This window comes from Streptomyces tailanensis, from assembly GCF_008386495.1.
In the GTDB taxonomy this organism is placed as follows: domain Bacteria; phylum Actinomycetota; class Actinomycetes; order Streptomycetales; family Streptomycetaceae; genus Streptomyces; species Streptomyces tailanensis.
Genome location: NZ_VTHJ01000020.1, coordinates 121189 through 135759 on the forward strand (window position 1 = coordinate 121189; position 14571 = coordinate 135759).

Annotated in this window: 15 protein-coding genes, 1 tRNA gene and 1 pseudogene; 12 read left to right on the top strand and 5 right to left on the bottom strand. The window is 69.9% G+C overall.

Annotation, left to right across the window (positions count from 1 at the left end):
- Window positions 1-58 precede the first annotated feature (58 nt).
- The 7 genes and pseudogenes from F3T56_RS18690 to F3T56_RS50085 all read left to right on the top strand — a co-directional run.
- A complete protein-coding gene (locus F3T56_RS18690; protein ID WP_149826313.1) occupies window positions 59-703 on the top strand; it encodes an isochorismatase family protein in 645 nt (214 codons plus the stop codon).
- A 102-nt stretch (window positions 704-805) separates the two neighbouring features.
- Complete coding sequence (locus F3T56_RS18695) at window positions 806-1561, top strand: SDR family NAD(P)-dependent oxidoreductase (protein WP_149826314.1); 756 nt, start codon at window positions 806-808, stop codon at window positions 1559-1561.
- 65 nt (window positions 1562-1626) lie between these two features.
- Entirely contained in the window at window positions 1627-2979 is a 1353-nt protein-coding gene (locus F3T56_RS18700) for an FAD-binding oxidoreductase (RefSeq protein ID WP_149826315.1), read from the top strand.
- A gap of 97 nt (window positions 2980-3076) precedes the next feature.
- On the top strand, window positions 3077-4171 hold the full coding sequence (locus F3T56_RS18705; RefSeq protein ID WP_149826316.1) for a hypothetical protein: 1095 nt from the start codon (window positions 3077-3079) through the stop codon (window positions 4169-4171).
- Window positions 4172-4215: 44 nt separating this feature from the next.
- Window positions 4216-5388 (top strand): DUF5624 domain-containing protein, encoded by a 1173-nt coding sequence (locus tag F3T56_RS18710; protein WP_149826317.1) that lies wholly within the window; start codon window positions 4216-4218, stop codon window positions 5386-5388.
- 61 nt (window positions 5389-5449) lie between these two features.
- Complete coding sequence (locus tag F3T56_RS18715) at window positions 5450-6310, top strand: alpha/beta fold hydrolase (protein ID WP_149826318.1); 861 nt, start codon at window positions 5450-5452, stop codon at window positions 6308-6310.
- Window positions 6311-6383: 73 nt separating this feature from the next.
- Window positions 6384-6586: pseudogene (locus F3T56_RS50085) on the top strand (hypothetical protein); the annotation flags it as partial.
- A gap of 37 nt (window positions 6587-6623) precedes the next feature.
- Here the strand turns inward: F3T56_RS50085 and F3T56_RS18725 are convergent.
- The 5 genes from F3T56_RS18725 to F3T56_RS18745 all read right to left on the bottom strand — a co-directional run bounded on the left by F3T56_RS18725 (window position 6624) and on the right by F3T56_RS18745 (window position 9281).
- On the bottom strand, window positions 6624-6887 hold the full coding sequence (locus F3T56_RS18725; protein WP_149826319.1) for a hypothetical protein: 264 nt from the start codon (window positions 6885-6887) through the stop codon (window positions 6624-6626).
- A gap of 147 nt (window positions 6888-7034) precedes the next feature.
- The gene (locus F3T56_RS18730; protein WP_216372972.1) at window positions 7035-7502 is read right to left on the bottom strand and encodes a hypothetical protein; all 468 of its coding nucleotides are present in this window, start codon (window positions 7500-7502) and stop codon (window positions 7035-7037) included.
- 178 nt (window positions 7503-7680) lie between these two features.
- Window positions 7681-8112, bottom strand: coding sequence for an Hsp20/alpha crystallin family protein (locus F3T56_RS18735; protein WP_149826320.1), 432 nt, complete (start codon window positions 8110-8112; stop codon window positions 7681-7683).
- 288 nt (window positions 8113-8400) lie between these two features.
- Entirely contained in the window at window positions 8401-8868 is a 468-nt protein-coding gene (locus F3T56_RS18740; RefSeq protein ID WP_149826321.1) for a hypothetical protein, read from the bottom strand.
- 89 nt (window positions 8869-8957) lie between these two features.
- Entirely contained in the window at window positions 8958-9281 is a 324-nt protein-coding gene (locus F3T56_RS18745; protein ID WP_172639010.1) for a helix-turn-helix domain-containing protein, read from the bottom strand.
- 515 nt (window positions 9282-9796) lie between these two features.
- On the opposite strand from F3T56_RS18745, the gene F3T56_RS18750 reads away from it, so the two are divergent.
- The 5 genes from F3T56_RS18750 to F3T56_RS18770 all read left to right on the top strand — a co-directional run bounded on the left by F3T56_RS18750 (window position 9797) and on the right by F3T56_RS18770 (window position 14424).
- Window positions 9797-10297 carry a hypothetical protein gene (locus F3T56_RS18750; RefSeq protein ID WP_149826323.1) on the top strand — a complete coding sequence of 167 codons (501 nt, stop codon included), beginning with the start codon at window positions 9797-9799 and terminating at the stop codon, window positions 10295-10297.
- 190 nt (window positions 10298-10487) lie between these two features.
- Window positions 10488-11324, top strand: a complete 837-nt coding sequence (locus F3T56_RS18755; RefSeq protein ID WP_149826324.1) for a hypothetical protein — start codon at window positions 10488-10490, stop codon at window positions 11322-11324.
- A gap of 369 nt (window positions 11325-11693) precedes the next feature.
- Window positions 11694-12650: an integrase gene (locus tag F3T56_RS18760; protein WP_149826325.1), complete on the top strand. Its 957-nt coding sequence runs from the start codon at window positions 11694-11696 to the stop codon at window positions 12648-12650.
- The gene (locus F3T56_RS18765) at window positions 12643-14205 is read left to right on the top strand and encodes a hypothetical protein (protein ID WP_149826326.1); all 1563 of its coding nucleotides are present in this window, start codon (window positions 12643-12645) and stop codon (window positions 14203-14205) included. Before F3T56_RS18760 ends, F3T56_RS18765 begins: the two co-directional genes overlap by 8 nt.
- A 146-nt stretch (window positions 14206-14351) precedes the next feature.
- Window positions 14352-14424, top strand: a tRNA-Arg gene (locus F3T56_RS18770).
- Window positions 14425-14571: the final 147 nt, after the last annotated feature.

The window sequence follows — 14571 nt, forward strand, 5'->3', positions numbered from 1 at the left end:
GGTCTGCTCAGCAGCCGAACCGTCGCCACCGTTCACCACAAGAGAAAGAAGGCCAGTCATGGCACCTGAGACCCTCACCCCGGCCAACACCACCGTCGTTCTCGTCGACTACGCCGTCGGTTTCGCGAACCTGCTGCGCTCCCATGACCTGGCGGAGCACATCAACAACGTCGTGGGCCTGGCGAAGACCGCGAAGTGGTACGAGAGCGGCCTGGTGGTGACCAACGGCCAGTCCAGCAAGCCGTCCGGCCCGCTGTACCCGGAGCTGCTGGAGGCCATCGGTGACCAACCGGTCATCGAGCGCGCGGTCGACTTCAACTCCTTCCTGGACGAGTCGTTCGCCGAGGCGGTCCGGGCGGAGGGCCGGGAGAACCTGGTGATCGGCGGCATCGCCACCGACGGGTGCGTGCTGCAGACCGTGCTCGGCGGCCTGCGCGAGGGCTACCGCGTGCACGTGGCGGTCGACGCCTCCGCCAGCCCTTCGCTCGAGGCCCACAACGCGGCGGTGCAGCGCATGGTCCAGGCCGGTGTCGTCCCGGTGACCTGGTTCTCCCTGGCCGCCGAGTTCCAGCTCGACCCCAAGTACCACGACGCCCCGCACCGCATGCGCCTGATGCAGGAGAACGTCCCGGCCATGGCCATGAGCGCCCGCTCCTACGGCAACGCCGTCGAACTGGGCAAGCGCACCGCCGCAGCCGCCTGAGGCTGTCGACGCGAGCACCCACGAGTACCGGCCAGTCACCGCACCCATCCATACCCACCCCATAGCGGGTCTCGGCCCGCCACGCAGAGAGGAGATCGCCCCATGAGCGACATACAGGAGGACCGGCTGCTGTCCGGGCGGACCGTTCTGGTGGCGGGCGCGACCGGTGGCATCGGTGAGGGAATGACCCTCGCGCTGCTTCGCCAGGGAGCCACCGTCGTGGCCACCGGTCGCAGCGAGGAACGACTGGCCGGTCTCGCCGACTACGTCAGGGAAGCCGGGCAGCCCGGCACCCTGATCACCCGGACCGTCAATGTCGGCGATGCCGACAGCAAGAAGGTACGCGCACAGCTGTCGCCTCACGGCGCGCTCGACGGCGCCGTCGTCTCGATCGGCGACTGGGGCAGCCCGGAACGCACCGGCATCCTCGACATCTCCGACCGTGAGTGGGAGGAAATGATCGCCTCCAACCTGACGAGCCATTTCCACGCGCTGCGTGCGCTCACCCCACTGCTGTCCCGAAAGGGAGCGCTGGTGCATCTGAGCGGTTTCAGCGCGGACATCCCCTATCCGTTCGCCGCCCTCGTGGGAGCCACCAACGCGGCGAAGAAGTCGCTAGTGCGCTCGCTGGACGCGGAACTGAACAGTGCGGGCCCGCGCGTGTACGAGCTCATCATCGGCCCCATCCGTACCCGTCCACGGGCCGCGATCGGCGCGGACAACCCCGGCTGGTTCAGCGCCGAGGACCTCGGCAGGCACGCGGGCCGGCTCATCGCCCGCAGCGGCCCGTACGCCGACGCCTCGCTGCAGTACCTGATCACCCGCGCCCATGGCGTGCGGACCACGCCACCCCAGTAGGACCCCCGCCCCAGTAAAGGAAACGTGCGGATCCCCGTCCCCGTACGGAGACCGCGGAGGCATCCATGCGCACCATCGACAGCTCACCGCCGGCCTCTCGGCTGCCCCTCCCCGACAGTCTCGCCGCGGTCGCGATCCGGCCGGGCGACAGCGATTACGACAACGTGCGGCACACCTACACCCGCACCGGGGCACCGGCCGCCGTGATACGCGTCCGCGATCACGAGGACATCGCAGCCGCCCTGGCCCACGCCAGCACCGCACGGCTTCCCCTGACCGTGCGCAGCGGCGGCCACGGCATCAGCGGCCGCTCCACCAACGACGGCGGCATCGTCGTCGACCTCTCCGAACTGAGCGCCGTGCAGGTGCTCGACGCCCGATCCGGGCTGGTACGTGTGGAAGCGGGAGCACGCTGGGGAGACGTCGCCGCCCAGCTCGCGCCCCACGGTCTGGCCCTGTCCTCCGGAGACACCGGGGATGTCGGGGTCGGCGGGCTGGCCACCACCGGCGGTATCGGCCTCATGTCCCGCCTGCACGGCCTGACCATCGACCATATGCGCACCGCCGAACTCGTTCTGGCGGACGGCTCCCTCGTGCGAACCGACGCCGAACACGACCCGGACCTGTTCTGGGCGGTGCGCGGCGCGGGAGCCAACTTCGGGGTCGCGACGGCGTTCGAGTTCCAGGCCGAGCCGGTGGGCGACGTGATCGCCGCGGTCACCACGTTCGACGCCGGGGACACAGCGGCGTTCCTGACCCGGTGGGGGGCCGCCGTGGAGGCGGCGCCCCGAACGGTCACCAGCTTCCTGACGCTCATGGCGGGCCCCGGTGGAAAGCCCATTGCCCAGGCGATGACCGTGCACGCGGGGGCGGGCACCGAGGGGGCGCGGGAGGCGCTCGCACCCGTGCTGTCCGCCGGACCCGTGCTGCGGAACCAGGCCTTCGTCACTCCGTACCACCAGCTGCTGCCGGCCACGCACGCGGCGCAGTACGCGCAGCAGCCGCTCACGGTGTCGCGGTCCGGGCTGCTGGAGCACCTCACCGACCCCGCCGCCGCGGCCATCACATCGGTACTGATGGCCGGAGGGGCGCCCATGGTGCAGCTGCGGTCCGTCGGCGGAGCGGTCAACGACACGCCCTCGACAGCGACGGCCTACGCGCACCGCACGCAGAACTTCTCGCTGATGGCCGCCACCGTGCCGGCGGGGCGCAGGAACCTGGACCGGCAGTGGGAAAGGCTTCACCCGCACCTGAACGGGCTCTACCTGAGCTTCGAAACGGGCACCGGACGACAGCAGTTGCAGGACGCCTTCCCCGGGGCGGTGCTGGACCGGCTCGTGCTCCTCAAGTCGCGCTACGACACCGACCACGTCTTCGACAACAACTTCGCCCTGCCGTCGGCGGACCTTCCCGGTTGACCCGGCCCACGGCAGCCCCGGGAGCGACGCGTCGACACCGACCGCGCCCTGGTCAACGCACCCACCACCCGTACTCCGGCGGAGAGGCCCGACAACCATGCCCAGCACACACCTCACCGAGTTCCAGTCCATCCCCACCTCGGGCGCCCGTGGCGTGGAGCCCTTCGACCTGGACGGCCTGCGTCTGCTCGCCATTCCCCAGCTCGCCTACGACGTGCCAGACACCCCGGTGGACATGAACGGGGGAGACAGCGACACCGACCTGCTGCTGCTCAAGCGAGGCGACCAGGGGTACGAGCCGTTCCAACGCGTGTCGTTGCCGGGCGGCGAGGACGCGGAGTTCTTCCGCATCGGCGACCGCTCCTTCCTCGCCGTGGCAAGCATCCGTACCGGTAAAGGCCCTTATCAGTTCGCCGCCACCTCACGTGTCCTCGAATGGGGCGGCAGCTCCTTCGTCGAGTTCCAGTCCTTCGACAGCTTCGCCGCCAAGCAGTGGAAGCACTTCACGATCGAGGACCGTCACTTCCTGGCCTTGGCCCAGGGGGTGGTCATCCCCGGGCAGGAGGACGACAACCTGCCCTCCCCGATATTCGTCTGGGACGGTGAACGTTTCGTCCACTTCCAGGACATCGACTCCCAGTGGGCCTACAACTGGCATGCCTTCGCAGTCGACGGCCAGCACTTCCTGGCACACGCGGAGCACGTCGGTCCGTCGGTGCTCTACCGCTTCGACGGAGAGAAGTTCCAGCCCCACCAGGAGCTGGCCGACCGGCACGGCCGCGCGTTCGTGCACTTCGCCATCGACGGCGACTTCTTCCTGCTGGTGGCCCGGCTGCAGAGCGAGTCGCAGCTGCTGCGCTGGGACGGCTCCCGCTTCGTCGTCCATCAGACGCTGCACGGGCTGGGAGCACGCGAGTTCGCCATCGTGCCGGCCCCGGACGGGACCTTGTACGTCGTGCGCGTGAACTTCGTCCTGGGCACTCCGGCCGACCCGACCACCGACCTCGACTCCGAGATCTACCAGTGGCGCGACGGGCAGCTGGTGCGCACGGAGACCTTCCCCACCACGGGCGCCACCGACGTCGCCGTCATCCACGACGACGAGGAAGGACTGCTGATCGCGGTCTCCCACAGTCTCACCGCCGACGTGCGCTTCGCCGCCCGCACCGTCCTCTACCGCTTCACACCCTGAACCCCGCCCCTCCGCTCCGCACCGCTCCACGACAAGGAACCGCCATGGCCGCCAACGAAAGCCCCGAACTCGTCGACCTGTTCACCACCTACACGGCTGGGCCCACCAGCATCGGCTCCCACCTGACCCGTACCGCCGCCGCCGACACGGCCGACGCACCCCTGATCGTCGCCACCGGTACCGACTTCGCGCTCTACCCCGGCGGTGGCAAGCCCCCCACGGTCGAGGGCTTCCGCTTCTCCACCAAGGGCTTCAAGGAACTCGCCGGCGTCTCCCACCTCGGCCCCGCCGTCGCCACTCTCGTACAGCTACGGGAGAAGTACGCGGATCCCGGCTGGCGCAGCGAGACAGAGCGGCTGCTGACCGAGGTGCGGCGCAGCCGCGAGGCCAACAGTGCCGAACTGTGGCGCGACACCATCGCCGTCGAGACCTACCGCGGCCGCGAGCAGGCCATCGCCGACATGGCCGACTACACCTTCGCCGTCACCGACCGCTTCCTCAGCGCGGCCCTGGAGGACGAAACCCGCCTCAACGCCACCGCGCTGCGCACCGACTACCTGGAAAAGGGCACGGCCGAGGGGCACGGAACCGTCAACCACATGATGATCGCCACGTTCTTCCTCACCGGACTGGACATCTCCCGCCGCATCATCCACTGGTTCCGCGAGCAGCAGATCGACTGGAACCGGGCCATGGTGGTCATCGCCGGCAAGCAGGGTCGCCCCACCGCCGGTGTCACCTGGAACACCTCCAGCGTCGCCACCATGCTCCTGGGCGCGTCCGGCTACCAGCTCCCCCTCGAACGCCTCTACATGGCGCCCCACGCCCCCACCTTCACCACCCCGCTGGACGGAGACCTGTCGAAGGTGGCAGCCCTGGAGCAGCCCCTGCGCCAGATCTGGTCCAACACCCGCGCCACCGTCGAACTGGGCGACCTGATGTTCCCCGGACTGCCCCGCTACGCCCCCGGCCGCCTCGCCGTCCCCGACATCTCCGACCCGTCCGTCACCGAGATCAGCGAGATGCCCGTCATCCACAGCCCCGACGACTGGCGCGCCATGACCACCCGCCTGCGGATGGTCATGGAGGACCCGCGTCAGCTGCTGTCCGGCTCCGTCACGGACTACGCCGTCAGCCAGCTCGTCGCCGCCGACAACAACCCGGCCAAGGTGACCGTGCCCGGCCTGGACAACGTCACCTACCCGACCGGACTGTGACCACCCGCAGCGGGAGGTGCCACACCCGGCACCTCCCGCCCGACGCCAGGAGCACGCCACCATGCCTCCGCTCAGCTTCGACCAGGCCCGCCTCCTCGACGTAGAGGGAGGCAGGATCGCCTTCTACGAGACCGGTGCGGGCAGCCGGCCCATCGTCTGGGTGCACGGCCTCCCCCTGGACTCCCGCTCCTGGGCCGCCCAGCAGGAGTTCTTCGACCCCCACGCCCGCAACGTCTTCCTCGACCTGCGCGGCTACGGAGCCTCCGACAAGCTGCCCCCAGACGTGGACAGCGTCACCGCCCTGTACACCGCCGACCTCGCGGCCCTCATCACTCACCTCCGCCTGGACCGACCCACCGTGGTCGGCTTCGCCTCGGCAGGGCACGTCGCACTACGGTTCGCCGCTCAGCACCCGGAGCTGCTGGGCAAGCTCGCCGTCCTCAACGGCTCCCCCAAGTTCCGCCGCAGCGACGACTGGCCACACGGTTTCGACGACGCCGCCATCGCCCACTTCACCGATGCCGCCCGCGACCATGGAATCAAGGGAATCACCGACGCGGTCCTCGACCCAGGCCTGGTCTTCGCCGACGTCGACACCGCCCGCGCCACGGAGCTCGGCTCCTGGTTCCGCCAGATGAGCTACAACGCAGGCGTGGAGACACTGCTCGGCTTCTTCGACAACATCTCACGAGACGACGACCGCCACCTGCTGACCGCCATCACCGTTCCCACACTGCTGATGAGCAGCACCAGAGGCCAGGAAGTCCCCTCCGGAGTCTCCCTACACCTGCGCCAGACCATCCCGCACGCCCGTCTGGCAGAACTCCCCGGCGCCGACCACTTTGCCTTCGCCACCCGTCCCGACCTCGTCAACGCCCTGCTGCACTCCTTCATCAACGACCGGCCCGCCTCCGGTCACTGATCCGGCCGCCGCACATGGTCAGGTACGGCCTGGAGGGCTGGGCAGGAAACCGCTGCCCGCCTTGTGTACCAGTGAGCTCGACCCCGTCGAGAGCGCGTGGTCGCACCTGAAGAGGTCGCTGGCCAACCTCACCAAACACACACTTTCGACCAGCTCACCACGTTGGTGAAGACGCGGCTGAAACGGATCCAGCCCCCTCGCCTCATCCAGGGTCTCATCGCCAAGACCGGGCTCGATGTGCTGCAGACCAGCCATACGGGAAAATGGGAGCGATAGCGTGGGAAACGACCTCCATGGGCCTCGGCATAGGCCCTTACCAGCGCGTTTCGTCGGTGCCCCGGTAGTCCGGCCGCAGTTGCTCCACGAGGTCGCGCAGCTCGCGCCGGGGCCTGGAAACTTGGTCGGCCTCGCGCAGATACAGCGGGTCGTCGCTGGCGGGATCGCCGTGGCAACGGACCACGGCGGCCACGGGGTGGACGAGTTCGCTCCCCCACGCTTCGCGGCGGGCGCCGCGCTTCCCGTCGGCGACGGCCCGGCGGCGGGCCTGCGATCCCGGCCGCTCACCCGGACGGAGCACGCGCAGCCGACGCCCGCACAGCGCGTCACAAGCGCGTGATCAGGGAAGAAGCCTTCCAGGCGGCGCATTGCGACTCTCATCAGAAAACCATCCGAACGGGTGGCCAGTCAGCGGGCTCGCAAGCCTCAGATCACAGGCGCTGACGCCCTACGGCACGTTTCTGGCGTATTCCGGTTGGCCTCCCAGAGGGTCCGACTGCGGGTCGAAGGAGCGGCCGGAGGGCAGACTCAGGTCCGAGCGCAGCACCAGGGTCCGGTTCGGCTCCAAACGGGCCACAGTGAACCAGGACTGGCCGTTCCGCGTCGTCTTCAGGCGTTGTCCCTCTTCCGGGTTCTGCCACTCGGGGACGATGCGGTCCTCGCTGGGTTCTCCGTAGCGGTCCAGGCGGTCCCAGCTGTACCAGCCTGTGCGGTCGTATCCCATCTGCACCAGCCAGGGCCAGACCTTCTCGGGTGGCGCGGGAAGGGTGGTGGCCATGGTCGAGGTGCCGTCGGCGCCGGGGAAGAGCTCGTCGCCGGGGTAGGCGCGGGTGACCTCGCCCGGAGTCGCGCCCCAGGTCAGCAGTCTCGGCCGCAGTCGCAGCGCGTAGAGCGCCAGTGCAGCCGTGGCCGCCATTAGGGAAAGCGGGCTGGCTCCGGATCGGTGTCGGCATGGTTGCTGCTCGGGCATGGTGTCCTCCCCGGGTCGCCGAGGGGCAGCACGGCCGCTGCGGGCCTGCATGCCATGCGGGGAAAGACGGTGCGCGGGGATGCACGGCCCCACGCGCACCGGTGGTCGTACGGGATGCGCGGGACTACTCGGCGCGGCGGACCTCGATCCGGGTGACCGGGGCCTTCTCCGCGCCGGCGATCGGCACGGTGACGGCGAGGATCCTGTCCTTGTACTCGGCCTTCACCTGATCCTCCTGCGCACCCTGCGGCAGGCGGACCGAGCGGGCGAAGGTGCCGTAGCGGAACTCGCTGTGGTGCCGCCCCTTGGTCTCCTCGCTGCGCTCGGCTCGCAGGCTGAGCACGCCGTGGGTGATGTCGAGCTGGATGTCCTTGTCCTCATCGAGGCCGGGCAGCTCCGCGCGCAGGCAGTACCCCTCGTCGGTGACCTGCTCCTCGATACGGATACCGTGCGCGCCAGCCACACCCCGCCAGGCGGGGAACCCGCCCAGACCAGTCTCGAACCAGTCGAACAGATCAGGCAGCGTCGGCGGGCGCCATTCGAGTATGCCGGGCATGGCAACTCCCTTTCCGCTCACACCGCTCAACCCCTGCTCCGACATTCGGACGACAGGCCACGGTGTGGAGCCTTTCGCTTCACTTCTGCATATCGGGTGCGTGGCGGCCTGTGCGAGGGCCGGTCGGCCCTTTGCCAGGTCCCGTCGGCCCTGGCTGTCAGGTCGCGCACGCCGCCGGGGGAGATCAGGTGACGGGGAGACCTCCGCCCTCCCAAGCCAGCCGTTCAGAAGGCCTGCCGCCCTCAGGGACCGACCCGCGGCGGGCCCGGACGGCACGCGCTGCGGAGCTCAGCCCAGCGTGATCCATCCGTCCGGGATCCAGCCCTCCACGTAGCCCTGCAGGAAGGCGTCGAGGTCCGCGATCGCCAGGTGCGCGACCTGGGCGGCGGCCTCGCCGTACGGAACCCACACCAGTTGCACGCCGTCCCACGGCGGATGCAGATCGCCGGGCGCGGGAACATGCGCGGTGAACAGGCGGCGCTCCGCACGCAGTTGACGCCGTGCGTCCGGCGCAACAGCGGGAATCCGGCCGGTGACCTTGCCGAAACGGAGCGCACCGGCAGGGGCCATCGCCCGGGCGAGGCGAGCCGCGGTCTGCCGATGCGGCTCGCTCGTCCGGCGCCGGATGGCGGGCAAGGTCGACGGCCGGCCGTCGCCCAGCGTCTCGGGGCGGGTCAGCGCAATGCGGTGGGCGGGGTCGAAGCAGGCCAGCAGGACGTCGCAGTCACCGCACCCGTGCGGTGCATACATGCACATGCCGCGAGCGTAGGGGCGACTCCAGGTGCCGCGCGCGCCCAGGCGGGCAAGCGAGGGACGGGCCACCCTTTCAGGCGGCACAGTCGCTGTCAGTCTGCGGAGAAGGAGTGGGGCAGCGCGGCAAGGCCGGGCCAGATCTGGAAACCAAGGGCGGCCTCCAGGCGGGCGAGGGTACCGAGGTCGGGCAGCACCCTTCCGTTGACGACCCGACTGATGGTGGAGTGGGTGATTCCCGTGGCCTCGGCCAGCATCCTCAGGCTCTGCCCGGTGGAGGCGAGGGCGCGTTCGATGTTGCGGGCGAGGGCCTGGCCGTAGTGGGCGCTGACGGGAGCGTCGGGGGCGAGAGCGGCGTGCGGCCAGATACCTGAAGCGACGTAGTCGCGCGGCACCTTGTCGTTACTGCTCCGGGGCATGCCTGGATCATCCCACGCGCCCGTATGCCGCCGGTCCTCGCTGCCGGACGCCGGGGCGCCCACTCTCATCGATCGGTGCATACATACACCAAATACACCATTCGCGGCAGGATGGCACTCACCCGCACCGACGCATCACCTCCGTCGCACCTTTGAGCGGCCGCCGGGCGCCGCCAAGCCCTCGCGTCGGGCCGCGGATGAGGGGGATGGCCCCGGCCCCTTTCTGTCTTGCGGGGTCATTTCACTCCTGTGCGCCCCCTCCCGTTCTGCACGCAGGTCACTGACGCTGGGTAACTGAGGTCTCGGAAAGAAAGCGCAGGCCAGGAGTGTGGGATGTGCGGGGTATCACTGAATGTCGATGACTGAGTTCCTCCTTTCGGATTCCGTTCGAATTTATCCCCCTCTTTTCTCTGTGGCTGTGGCGGGGGTATTTCAGGAGAAGCCCTACCGGCTGAGGTGTTGCTGGATACGCTCATTGCGGATTCCGGATCCGGGAATTGAGGGGAGGTTCTTTCGTGCAGTCACGTGGAGCGCGGGCCGTCCTGACCGAACTGAGGTCACTGGCGTCCGATGACCAGGAGCGGCTTGCTGCGGCGAAGGACCGCCTCGCCCGGGCCCAGGAGGAGATGGCGGCGGCGCAGAGCGGGTTCGACTCCGCGAGAACGCGGGCGGAGGTGTCCCAGCGGGTGACACACGGCGCCGAGGAACTGCTGCCCGACGCCGCGCAGATGCCCGATGACGTGCCGGAACCACCCTCCGCCCCGGATGCTGAGCAAGCCCCGGACTCGGGCCGGGCGCGGCCGACGCTCGCCCAGGAGATCCTCGCCTTCGTACGCGGGCAGGAGCGCGGCGTGCAGAGGTGGGAGATCGCGGCGCACCTGAGCGCCGTACGCCCGGACATCAAGCTCAGCGGGCTGGGCCCGGAGCTGACCGAACTGGTACGGACGGGAGCACTGGCCAGGGTCGTACGCGGTGTGTACGGAATCCCGCCGGGCGCCGAGGGCGGTGATACGTAGCGGACGCCATATCCAACACAGCACGTTAGAGGTACACGCGCAAGTGCCGCCGAGGCCTAGTTCGGCGGCACTGGGACGCGCAGTTTTCTGGGCTCACGCACGCATCGCCGTCATTCTATGCGCCATTCGGCGTGCGCGCGAGAGCCCGGAGAAAATTCGGCCCGCTCTTGGGCCGGGAAATGGGCTCACCGTGTCTTTCTTTTCGCATCCGAATTCCAGTACGCCCTGGCACGCGGGCAGGGGGGCACCCGGCCGGCAGGAGGGGCAGCCGGACGCGGGCGCCGCGCCGCCGCGCCGGACGCTGCCCAGCGGCCGCTCCAGTCCTGCCCAGCAGATCAACATCATTCTCGGGCTCGCCTTCCTGACCGAGCACACAGACGACGTGCAGCGCAGCCGGCTCGCGCAGCACGCCGGAAACAGCCCCGCCACCGTCGGCGACTGCATGGGCTTCCTGTCGGACGTGGGGCTGGTGCGGGCCGCGCGCGGCCGGTACGCGGTCACCGACCACGGGCGGGCGTTCGCCCAGCTGTGGCCCAAGGACTCCGCCCGGGCGCGGCTGGTGCTGCGCCCTCTGCTGCAGGCGCACTGGTCCGGCGAGGCGGCAACCCGACTCCTGGCCGACGGCCCCCTGCCGCAGGAGCAGTTGGCGAAGCGGCTGCGCGCGGGCCTGCCCGGGGTGCCGTTGCGCGGCATGTACCTGGTGGAGTGGCTCGTGATCGGCCTGGTCCTGGTCCGCGACGAACAACTGCGCATCCACCTCGCGTCCCCCGACGGCGTGCCGCCCGCGGCCGCTCCCTGCTCCGGGCCAGGCAAGGACACGACGCAGGAAGCGAAGGCGGAGCCACCAGTGCCACCGCAGCGCCAACAGGAGCGGGAGCCGGGTGAGGATCTGGCCGAAGGCGCCGCGGGCACCACCCTGCTCGGGCTGACCCGACAGGAAGTGCAGGCCCTGCCCGACGCCCGGTACGCGGCCTTCCTCGAAGGCGTCCTGCTCAGCCTGCGCGGCGCCCTCACACCGCCCTCCTGACAGCCGGCGCACCCGGGGGTGGCGGCTGGTGTCCGCGTATGGCTTCTGGACCCGCACGCGGAGGGTTCAATCCCCTCGCCATCCACCCCGCACCGGCCAGCATGACATCCCTCGCCCGAAGGGAACCAGCACCCATGCCCAACACCCCCCTCCGCCCAGCGCGCTGAGCAAACGTCAGGGCGCACACCGAACGGGCGAGCCTTTCACCGCTTCGGCGCCCTCGTGTTGCGGGCACTCGCAACCCTCCCCACGGTGGTGCATGTTCGCACCGCCCGTGTGGAAGCGGAAGCATGCCCGACATCCCAGACCCGCCCGCCCCGCCGCCTGCTGGGCCCGGCCCGACGGCCGCACCGACGGCGGGCGTCGGTCATGGCCGATGAGATCACCCTCACGGCCGCCATCAGCCAGGTCCTGACGGCCTGGCAGGACCTGGCCGCGCGCGGCGAGATGTCCGAGCAGACCCTCGGCCGGTTCGGCCAACTCCTCCACCGTTTCGAGGCGTTCGCCACCGCGCGCGGCGCTCCGCTGCTCTGCGACCTCGATACGGCCCTGGCCACACAGTTCGTCGACGCGCACGGCCGCACCCGCCACGGGCACATCGCACCGGCCTCGCTGTCCACTCGGCACCTGCGCCGCAGCGTGCTGCGGATGTGCTTCACCACCGCCCGCTGGCTCGGCCTGACCGATACCGACCCCACCCGGGACATCGACCTGCCGGCGCGCACCGTCGGCGAGACCCGCCCGCTGGACGAGGCCGAGACGGTCGAACTGCGCCTGGCGGCGGAGTTCACCGACCGCCCCACCCGCCACGCCGCCGCCGTGGCTTTGGCCCTGGCGGGCGGCTTCAGCGGCGAGATCGGCCACATCACCCCCGCCGACCTCGACCTCACCATGGCTCGGGTGTGGATGCACGGCTCGACCAAGACCCGGCCCCGCTGGTGCCCGCTGGACGCCTGGGGCCTCCAGGTCCTGGCCGCCCGCACCCACCACGTCCAAGCCACCGCACCACCCGGCCAGGACGTCCGCCGCCTGCGGCTGGCGGTCTCGTCCCGCAACGGCACCGACGAACAGATCCAGGCCCGCGTCTGCGTCGCCCTGCGCGACCTGATCAACCGCATCGGCCTCGGCGCCGACCCGGCCGTGCGCCCCGCCTCCATCACCGCGTACGCGGGCTGGGAGACCTTCACCCGCACCCACCGCATCGAAGCCGCCGCCCGCCACCTCGGCATGACCTCCCTCGACAGCACCGCCGCCCTCATCGGCCACGACTGGCAGCACACCACCAACCCGGACACCGCACCGAACGGAGACATCCCGCATGCCTGACGACCTCTTCGGCGACCGCGTACCGCGCACACAGCGCAAGAAGACCGCCCGCCGCGCCTGCGAAACCGACCTGCGCACCTCCTCCCGCCGCGTCAAGGACGTGGCCCGCTTCGAGGACCTGTACCGGCTCGCCGCCATCCTCGAACTATCCCCCGGACCGCGCCGGGGCCGACCGCCCGAGTACCCGCCGTACGTCTACGTCCTCTTCCTCGCCCTGCGCGGCATCCACGGCTCCGCCCGCTACTGCGCCGGCGACCTGCAAGACACAACCATCTGGAAGAAGATCCGCAAAGGCGTCGCCCACCACCTGGGCACGGACGAAGCCAAACGCCTGCCCAAAACCGGGCCCTCCCGCCACCAGTGGCAGCACGCCCAGCGCAAACTCCTCGTCCCCCGCCTGGAAGAACTCAACGCCACCTTCACCGACCTCGCCCTCACCCAGGCCCTGCGCCAGGGCCTGCTGCCCAGCGACGCACGCCGCTGCTGGAGCAGCCCGCAACGCCACCAGCTCATCGCCGGCGACGGCACCGTCGCCAAATCCCCCACCCTGTCCACCCAGCCCTACAGCGAAGATACGACCACCGGCGAGATCCGCCGCCACCGCGTCGACCCCGCCTCCTCCTGGCAAAAGGAAGGCGGCGCCGACCGCACCGGCAACGCCCCGGACCAGTCACCCGCGAACGAGGACCCCGGCCAGAACACGGAGGGCAGCGAGAGCGACGAAGCGATGGTCCTGGGCACCAAGTTCGTCGTCTTCTCCACCCGCCACCGCGGCTACTTCCGCCGCGTCTTCCTCAACTACGCCCACGTCCCCCACGACCAGGAAGGCGGCGAAGCCGCCGTCGCCCTCGACCTGGCCTGCAGCATCCTGGAAGCCGCCGACGGCTGCATGGGCGTCCTCTACGACGGCGCCTTCCGCGGCATGCACCGCGACGTCATCGCCCGCCGCGGCCGCCTCCTGATCAACAAACAACACAAAGGCACCAGGCCCCGCTACATCCGCACCCTCAGCTACCGCCGCTGCCGCCACGAACTGTGGTCCCAAGGCGGCCGCGTCCACGAACGCGCCTACCTCGACAACGGCACCAGCACCCTCATCCCCCTGCCCGTCCGCAAACTCGAACGCCGCGCCAGCACCCACACCCACCGCTGGTACCACCTGCTCACCGTCCCCGGCCCCCGCGGCCCCCGCGAACACCGCGAACCCGTCGGCATCACCACCACCCCCGGCGAACGCGACGAAGGACAAAGCGACACCGAAACCGGCTTCCACCGCGCCGAGCACCTCCTGCAGATCCCCGACGACACCGCCGTCCACCAGACCATCTACGGCGGCCGCGAAGACACCGAAGCCGGCTTCTCCCAGTTCGACCGCTCCCTGTGGAACCGCCGCATGATCGCCTTCGGCGCCGAAGCCCAAAGCCTCGTCGTCCTCGGCTTCCTCCTCGCCCAGAACGCCACCAGCGCCGCCCGCTACAAGGAGGACCCCACCTATGCCGATGCAGACCCCGAGACCACCGGCCTCACTGACGAAGGCAAACCCCGCCGATCATGAATCCGGCTGAGGCATCAGCCCCAGCCCACCACCCCACCCCGATCCGCTACTCTGTCAGGACCGCCACCTCGGTGGCGGTCCTCAGTCTTGCCGAGACCGTGGCAAATAGTCACTCAGAGTATTCAGCCACGTTTTCCGCAAGGCCCGCCTTCGTAGCTCAGGGGATAGAGCACCGCTCTCCTAAAGCGGGTGTCGCAGGTTCGAATCCTGCCGGGGGCACAGAGAAGCACCAGGGCAGAGGCCCTTCCGTTCAGGCTGCGGAGGGGCCCCGCACTTAGCTTGGCGTTTATCCTCGGCAGGCTTGGTGTTCCTTGATCGACTCAGCGCGTTTGGCCGTCTTGCCGACGTCGTGACGTGTGGCCCGCT